Here is a 1,081-nt window from a genome sequence, read left to right as displayed (position 1 = left end):
AGGAGGAAACTATGATAAAAATAGCGAAAAGTAAAGATGATAAGAAATTAACGGTTTTTACACAACGAAATACACAAATTGCAGAACAATTTCGGATGATTCGTACGAGCTTACAGTTTCTTGCAGAAAAGCGTAGCGCCAAGCATTTAATGGTGACTTCATCGGCTTCTGGTGAAGGGAAATCGGTGGTTATCGCTAATTTAGCAGCATTCTTTGCGCAACAAGATAAACGTATTCTGATTATCGATGGAGATTTACGACGCCCGACACAAGACACGATTTTTCAAGTCGAGAATTATTACGGGTTTGCAGATATTTTGAAAGACGGCACAGACGTGAAAAAAGCGATTCAGAAGACGGGAGTGGAGAATCTGGATATTCTGGTATCAGGAATGTTGCCGCACAACCCGGCGGAGCTACTTGCAAGCTTTGACTTTGATGCCTTTTTTGCGGAGCTTGATGCAACATATGATTTTATATTTATTGATGCCCCGCCTGCGATTTTGGCAGATACACCCATTATTGCAAGTAAAGTAGACGGTGTGATTGTTGTTGTTGCCCTGCGAAGTGTGAAGCGTAGTAAACTCGAGCAGACAATTAGAGAAGTAAAATCAGCAGGTGCAAACGTTGTTGGGATCATTTGTAACAAAGCTAAACCGGAGAAGAAATCAGCGTATTACTACAAATAATGAAGAAAAGGTGAGCAAAAGATGAATTTCAAGAAATTTGCATGGCGGTTACTAAAAGGAAACGCATTAGCGCAATGCCTCGTTTTCCTAGCTGCGCCTTTTCTATCACGGATATATGGTCCAGAAGTTTTTGGGACATACACGGTGTATCTCAGTATTATTAGTATTTTCAGCAACAGCATGGCTCTCTCACTAGAACGAGCGATTCCGATTGCCAAAACGAAGCGTGTTGCAACATTGCTTGTAAAAATATGCTTGATGATAGCCCTCGCCTTATCTAGCCTGATGCTCCTCTTATATTTCCTCACAGGTATTTCAGCCTTCTCTCTATTGAATGTTAGTGTATCCCCACACGCCATTCTACTACTTTCGCTAGGCATTTTCTTTGGAAG

At 41.3% G+C, this 1,081-nt stretch carries 1 protein-coding gene and 1 pseudogene; both read left to right on the top strand.

Annotation, left to right across the window (positions count from 1 at the left end; genetic code table 11):
- The coding region (locus HCJ54_RS15280; RefSeq protein ID WP_222713048.1) for a CpsD/CapB family tyrosine-protein kinase at positions 1–689 on the top strand (689 nt) is incomplete at its 5' end.
- A 21-nt stretch (positions 690–710) separates the two neighbouring features.
- A pseudogene (locus tag HCJ54_RS15275) lies at positions 711–1,081 on the top strand (hypothetical protein); the annotation flags it as partial.

The organism is Listeria grandensis (assembly GCF_014322885.1).
Classification (GTDB): domain Bacteria; phylum Bacillota; class Bacilli; order Lactobacillales; family Listeriaceae; genus Listeria_A; species Listeria_A grandensis.
This window is presented reverse-complemented; position numbering and strand designations above follow the sequence as displayed.